This is a genomic window from Longimicrobium sp. (assembly GCF_036399255.1).
In the GTDB taxonomy this organism is placed as follows: Bacteria; Gemmatimonadota; Gemmatimonadetes; order Longimicrobiales; family Longimicrobiaceae; genus Longimicrobium.
In genome coordinates, this window is the sequence record NZ_DASWNM010000031.1 from 1 (window position 1) to 6,766 (window position 6,766).

Genomic DNA, 6,766 nt, shown 5'->3' on the forward strand with positions numbered 1-6,766 from the left:
CGACCGACAGCCTGATCGGCACTCCGCGCCGGCTCGCCGCGAAACTTGCGCGGACGGGCCGGCGCTCGCGCACGCAGACGCCACACTGTAGCGATAGATGCCCAAGCGCACCGACCTGCAGAGCATCCTCATCCTGGGCTCCGGGCCCATCGTCATCGGCCAGGCGGCCGAGTTCGACTACAGCGGCACGCAGGCCGTCCGCGCCCTTCGCGAAGAGGGGTACCGCGTGATCCTGGTCAACAGCAACCCGGCCACGATCATGACGGACCCCGACCTGGCCGACGCCACCTACATCGAGCCCATCACCCCCGAGTGGGTGGAACGGGTGATCGAAAAGGAAAAGCCCGACGCCATCCTTCCCACCATGGGCGGCCAGACGGCGCTGAACGTGGCGCTGCAGCTGTACGACGACGGCACGCTGCTCAAGCACGGCGTGGAGCTGATCGGCGCGGACGCGCGCGCCATCCGCATGGCCGAGGACCGCAGCGAGTTCGCGCAGGCCATGGAGCGCATCGGGCTGGCCGTGCCGCACGGCGGGTTCGCGAAGTCGCTGGACGAGGCGTTCGGCATCGTGGAAGACACGGGGTACCCGGCCATCATCCGCCCCAGCTTTACCCTGGGCGGCACGGGCGGCGGCATCGCCTACAACCGCGCGGAGTTCGAGGAGCAGGTGCGCCGCGGGCTGGACCTGAGCCCCGTGAAGGAAGTGCTCATCGACCGCTCGGTGATCGGGTGGAAGGAGTACGAGCTGGAGGTGATGCGCGACGGGGCCGACAACGTGGTCATCATCTGCTCCATCGAGAACGTGGACGCGATGGGGGTGCACACCGGCGACTCGGTCACCGTGGCGCCGGCGCAGACGCTGTCGGACGTGGAGTACCAGAAGATGCGCGACGCGGCCATCGCCATCATCCGCGAGATCGGGGTGGAGGCGGGCGGGTGCAACGTGCAGTTCGCGCTGAACCCCGCCAACGGCGAGATGCTGATCGTGGAGATGAACCCGCGCGTGTCGCGGTCCTCCGCGCTGGCGTCCAAGGCCACGGGGTACCCCATCGCCCGCATCGGGGCCAAGCTGGCCGTGGGATACACGCTGGACGAGCTGCCCAACGCCATCACCCAGAGCACGCCGGCGTCGTTCGAGCCGGTGCTGGACTACGTGGTGGTCAAGTTCCCCCGCTTCGCCTTCGAGAAGTTCCCCGCGGCCGACGCCACGCTGGGCGTGCAGATGAAGGCGGTGGGCGAGTCGATGGCCATCGGCCGCACCTTCAAAATGGCGTGGCAGAAGGCGATCCGCGCGCTCGAAGTCGGCCGCAGCGGGTGGGAGACGAGCACCCTCAAGGACGATCGGCTGGATGACGACAGCGACGAGACGCTGCGCCGCGCCCTGCGCCGTCCCACGCCGGAGCGCTACTACCAGCTCAAGCGTGCGCTGGAGGCCGGCTTCTCGGTGCAGGAGATCGCGGAGCTGACGTTCATCGACCCCTGGTTCATCGCGCAGCTGGAGCAGCTGGTGCAGGCGGAGCGGGGATACGCGGCGGCGGACGCGCCTGATCGCGACCACCTGCTGCGGATGAAGCGGCTGGGCTTCAGCGACGTGCAGCTGGCGCGCCTCCGCGGCGAAACGGAGGACGCGGTGCGCGAGCGGCGCTGGGGGATGCGGCTCCACCCCGTCTACAACCGCGTGGACACCTGCGCCGGCGAGTTTCCCGCGCTCACGCCGTACCTCTACAGCACCTACGGCGAAGAGAACGAGTCCGAGCGCTCGGAGCGGCGCAAGGTGGTCATCCTGGGCTCGGGACCCATCCGCATCGGGCAGGGGGTGGAGTTCGACTACTGCTGCGTGCAGGCCGCGCTGGCGCTGCGCGACGCGGGGTTCGAGACCATCATGGTCAATTCCAACCCCGAGACGAACTCCACGGACTTCGACGTCAGCGACAAGCTGTACTTCGAGCCGCTGACGCTGGAGGACGTCATCGAGATCGTCCGCCTGGAGGAGCCGGAGGGCGTCATCCTGCAGATGGGCGGCCAGACGCCGCTCAAGTTGGCGCAGCCGCTGGAAAGGCTGGGCGTAAAGATCCTGGGCACGCCGGTGGAGGCCATCGACCGCGCGGAAGACCGCGAGCGCTTCGAGGAGCTGGCGCGCAAGCTGGGCATCCGCCAGCCGCCCAACGGCCTGGCCACCAGCCTGGAGCAGGCGGCGGAGATCGCGGGGCGCGTCGGCTACCCGGTGCTCGTCCGTCCGTCGTACGTGCTGGGCGGGCGGGGGATGGTGATCGTGTACGACGAGCCGCAGCTGCGCCACTACTTCGAGACGGCCGTCGGCGTGAGCCACGACCGCCCCGTGCTGATCGACCGCTTTCTGGAAGACGCCTTCGAGGCGGACGTGGACGCGCTGTGCGACGGCAAGACGGTCGTCATCGCGGGCGTGATGCAGCACATCGAGGAGGCGGGGATCCACTCCGGCGACAGCGCGCAGGTGCTGCCGCCGTACCTGCTGGGCGACCGCGAGGTGGCCGAGATGCGCGAGCACACGCGCGCCTTTGCGCTGGAGCTGGGCGTGATCGGCCTGATCAACGTGCAGTACGCGGTGTTCCAGGGGCAGGTGTACGTGATCGAGGTGAACCCGCGCGCCTCGCGGACCGTCCCCTTCGTCAGCAAGGCCACGGGGGTGCAGATCGCCCGCATCGCCGCGCGGCTGATGGGGGGCGAGGCGCTGGCGAGCTTCAACCTGCCGGAGGAGATCCCGGTTGGCGGGGTGGCGGTCAAGGAGTCGGTGTTTCCCTTCAACAAGCTGGAGGGCGATACGCTGCTGGGCCCGGAGATGCGCAGCACGGGCGAGGCGATGGGCTTCGACGACAGCTTCGGGATGGCGTTCGCCAAGGCGCAGATCAGCGCGGGGATGGAGCTGCCCTCCAGCGGCAGCGTGGTGATCACGGTGAACGACCGCGACAAGCGCACGGTCACGCCCATCGCGCGGCGGCTGCACGACATGGGCTTCCGCATTGCGGCCACCAGCGGCACGGCGCGCTACCTGAAGGGGCGCGGCATTCCCTGCGACGTGATCTACAAGGTGAACGAGGGGCGGCCCAACATGGCCGACCACATCATCTCGGGCGACGTGGCGCTGCTCATCAACACGCCGCTGGGCAAGCAGAGCCAGTACGACGACTACAGCAGCCGGCGCGCGGCCATCGCCTACAAGGTGCCGTACATCACCACCATGTCCGCCGCCGAGGCCGCCGTCGACGCCATCAGCGCCCTGCGCAGCCGCACGCGCGAGGTCCGCAGCATCCAGGAGCGCACGGGGCACCTGGCGGGGGTGGCGGGGGTGGCGGGGGCGGCGGGGGCGGCGGGGGCGGCGGGGGCGGCGGGGGTGTCGGCGGGGTAGACGGGCGCGCGGCGAAATCGGCGCGAACGAGCCGCCACGGGCTAAAGCCCGCGGCTGGAAATGCCAGAAGCCCCGTCTCGGCGCCGCTGACGCGTCGCCGAACGGGGCTTCACCTGCTCGCGCGGGCAGCGCGCGGTGCGCAGCGCGAGATGCGGCATCTAGGCATAGGACTCGCCCGTTGCACGAGCGGTCCGCGCAGGCGGACATCACGTTTTCTCAGCCGCGAATTCATTCGCCGGGCGGGCGGACGGCACATCGCACGATCATACGCGAAATCCGCATTGTTGAGCGCGTTCCGCCTAAAGCCCGCGGCTAGAACGGCCATAAGCCCTGTCTCGTGCTGACGCGCTCTGCGAACAGGGCTTCACCTGCTCGCGTCGGCACGGGCCGGCGCGCCGTGGAGACCCGGTCGCCGAGGCACGTCCTCACCGATTGCACGGGTCCGTCCGCGCAGGCGGACATTACGTTTCCCCAGCCGCGAATTCATTCGCCCCCTCTCGGCCCGCTTGCGCTCGCCGAACGGGGGCTTTGCCGGCTCTGGTGCCTCGCGGCCGGGGCGCGTACGTTCGGCAAAGCTTCCCTCGCGGAATCCATCCCTCGGCGCGACATGGCACGCATCCTCATCCTTTTTGCGCATCCCGCGCTGGAAAAGTCGCGCGTGCACCGGCGGCTGCTGACGCGCGTTCCGGCGGACGTCACGGTGCACGACCTGTACGAGGCGTATCCCGACTTCGACGTGGACGTGGCGCGCGAGCAGGCGCTGCTGCTGGCGCACGACCTGGTCATCCTGCAGCACCCGTTCTTCTGGTACAGCACGCCGCCGCTCATCAAGCAGTGGGAAGACCTGGTGCTGGAGCACGGGTGGGCGTACGGGTCGCAGGGCACGCGGCTGCGCGGCAAGTGGATGATGAACCTCCTTACCGCCGGCGGGCGCGCGGCGGCGTACCAGCACGAGGGATACAACCGCTTTACCGTGCGCGAGCTGCTGGCGCCCATCGAGCAGACGGCGCGGCTGTGCGGCGTGCAGTACCTTCCGCCGTACGTCATCCACGGCACCCACCGCCTGGACGAGCCCCAGATCGAGCTCCAGGCGGACCTCTACGGCGCCTTCCTCGCCGCGCTGCGCGACGACGCGCTCGACCTGCACGCGCTGGCCCCGCTTTCGGCCGTGGACCCCGACAACCTTCCGCTCGCCGCCGCGCAGGGGGCCCCGTGACCGGGTTCCTGGAGCAGGCGTTCGTCTACCTGCTGGCCGCCGTGGTGGCCGTGCCGCTGGCGCGGCGGCTGGGGCTGGGCGCGGTGCTGGGCTACCTGCTGGCCGGTGTCGCCATCGGCCCCTTCGGCCTGCGGCTGCTGGGCACAGAGGGGCAGGACGTAATGCACGTGGCGGAGTTCGGCGTGGTGATGATGCTGTTCGTCATCGGGCTGGAGCTGCAGCCGTCGCTGCTGTGGCGGCTGCGCGCGCCGATCCTGGGGCTCGGCGGGCTGCAGGTGGCGGCGACCACGGCCGTCTTTGCGGGGATCGCGCTGGCGCTGGGGCTGGAGTGGCGCGCGGCGCTGGCCGTGGGGATGATCCTGTCCCTCTCGTCCACCGCCATGGTGCTTTCCACGCTGGCCGAGAAGGGGCTGATAAAGACGGAGGGCGGCCAGAGCGCCTTTTCCGTGCTCCTGTTCCAGGACATCGCCGTCATCCCCATGCTGGCGCTGTTCCCGCTGCTGGCGGTGTCGCACGCGGCCCCGGCCGCGGGTGGGGAGCACGCCGCGGCCGAGACGTGGGTGCAGGGGCTGCCCGCGTGGGCGCAGACGCTGGCGGTGCTGGGCGCGGTGGCGGCGGTGGTGATCGGGGGACGGTTCGTGGTGCGGCCGGTCTTCCGGACCATCGGGCGGCTGCGGATGCGGGAGATCTTTACCGCCGCCGCGCTGCTGCTGGTCGTGGGCATTGCCCTGCTGATGACACGCGTGGGGCTGAGCCCGGCGCTGGGGACGTTCCTGGCGGGGGTTGTGCTGGCCGAAAGCGAGTACCGGCACGAGCTGGAGAGCGACCTGGAGCCGTTCGAGGGGCTGCTGCTGGGGCTGTTCTTCATCGCCGTGGGCGCCACCATCGACTTTGCGCGCGTGGCGGCGGAGCCCATGACGATCACCGGGCTGGTGGCGGGGATCATCGCCGTAAAGCTGGTGCTGCTGCTGGCGCTGGCCCGCGCGTTCCGGCTGAGCCGCGAGCAGGGGCTGCTCTTTGGCTTCGCGCTGCCGCAGGTGGGCGAGTTCGCCTTCGTGCTGCTGTCGTTCGCGCAGCAGGAGGGCGTGCTGGGCACCGACGTCACGGGGCCGCTGGTGGCCGCGGTGGCGCTGTCGATGGCGGCCACGCCGCTGCTGATGCTGTTTAACGAGCGCGTCATCCAGCCGCGGATCGGCCCCCGCGCCGCCCCCGCGCGGGAGGCGGACGCGGTGGAGGAGGAGCATCCCGTGCTCATCGCGGGGTTCGGCGCGTTTGGCGCCACGGTGGGGCGGCTGCTGGCGGCCAACGGGGTGGGGACCACGGTGCTGGACGTCGACTCCGACCGGGTGGAACTGCTGCGGTCGCTGGGGCTGCGCGTGTACTACGGCGACGCCAGCCGCCACGACCTGCTGCGCGCGGCGGGTGCGGAGCGCGCGCGGCTGCTGGTGCTGGCGCTGGACACGCCGGAGCGCACGCGCGACCTGGTGAAGACGGCGCGCAAGCACTTTCCCCACCTCGTCATCCTGGCACGCGCCTTTGACTGGGCCGACGCGCACGACCTGATTGCGTCCGGCGTGACGCACGTGTACCGCGAGTCGCTGGACTCGTCGCTGCGCATGGGGCAGGACGCGCTGGGGATGCTGGGCTTTCGCGCGCACCAGGCCCACCGCGCCGCGCAAAAGTTCCGCCGGCACGATGAGGACGCCGTGCGCGAGCTGACGGAGAGCCGCGAGGACCGGTCGCGGTACATCAGCGTGGCCCGGCGCCGCATCACCGACCTGGAGCAGCTGCTGATGGCGGACCTGGAAGGCGCGGAGCTGGACCGCGACGCCGGCTGGGATCCCGAGACCCTGCGCGAAGAAGCGCGGCGCGGGGCCCCTCCCGCGCCGGCGCCGGCCGGCGACTGAGCGAACCGGCCAACAGAAGGTCCTCACACGGAGTCAGCAGAGTCAACAGAGTTTGCCCGGCGCGTCGAGCAAACTCTGTTGACTCTGCTGACTCTGTGTGAGGCTTCTTTTCTGAGAGGCTGTTATGAACCGATCTCCAGGAGCTTGTAAGCCTTGCGAAGCATCAAGCACGCGAAGGCGACATAATGCAATCCGGCGAGAGTCTCACTCAGGCGTTCGTAATCTTTCGCCAGCCGGCGGAATCGGCTCAGCCAT

The 6,766-nt window shown here is 70.1% G+C and carries 3 protein-coding genes and 1 pseudogene; 3 read left to right on the forward strand and 1 reads right to left on the reverse strand.

The genetic code is table 11. The annotated features are described in order from the left end of the window. The first annotated feature begins 97 nt into the window (after positions 1-97). The 3 genes from carB (at position 98) to VGC13_RS05315 (ending at position 6,511) form a co-directional block, all read left to right on the forward strand. Complete coding sequence (gene carB / locus VGC13_RS05305) at positions 98-3,388, forward strand: carbamoyl-phosphate synthase large subunit (protein WP_331124176.1); 3,291 nt, start codon at positions 98-100, stop codon at positions 3,386-3,388. 607 nt (positions 3,389-3,995) lie between these two features. After that, entirely contained in the window at positions 3,996-4,604 is a 609-nt protein-coding gene (locus VGC13_RS05310; protein WP_331124177.1) for an NAD(P)H-dependent oxidoreductase, read from the forward strand. Beyond that, positions 4,601-6,511, forward strand: coding sequence for a monovalent cation:proton antiporter-2 (CPA2) family protein (locus VGC13_RS05315; RefSeq protein ID WP_331124178.1), 1,911 nt, complete (start codon positions 4,601-4,603; stop codon positions 6,509-6,511). The genes VGC13_RS05310 and VGC13_RS05315 overlap by 4 nt, the downstream gene beginning before the upstream one ends. Before the next feature lie 122 nt (positions 6,512-6,633). Here VGC13_RS05315 and VGC13_RS05320 read toward each other — a convergent pair. Next, positions 6,634-6,766 (reverse strand): annotated as a pseudogene (locus VGC13_RS05320) (IS5/IS1182 family transposase); the annotation flags it as partial.

Coding starts and splice junctions, on each gene's coding strand:
- carB (WP_331124176.1), top strand. CDS start 98: ATGCCCAAGCGCACCGACCTGCAGAGCATCCTCATCCTGGGCTCCGGG.
- VGC13_RS05310 (WP_331124177.1), top strand. CDS start 3,996: ATGGCACGCATCCTCATCCTTTTTGCGCATCCCGCGCTGGAAAAGTCG.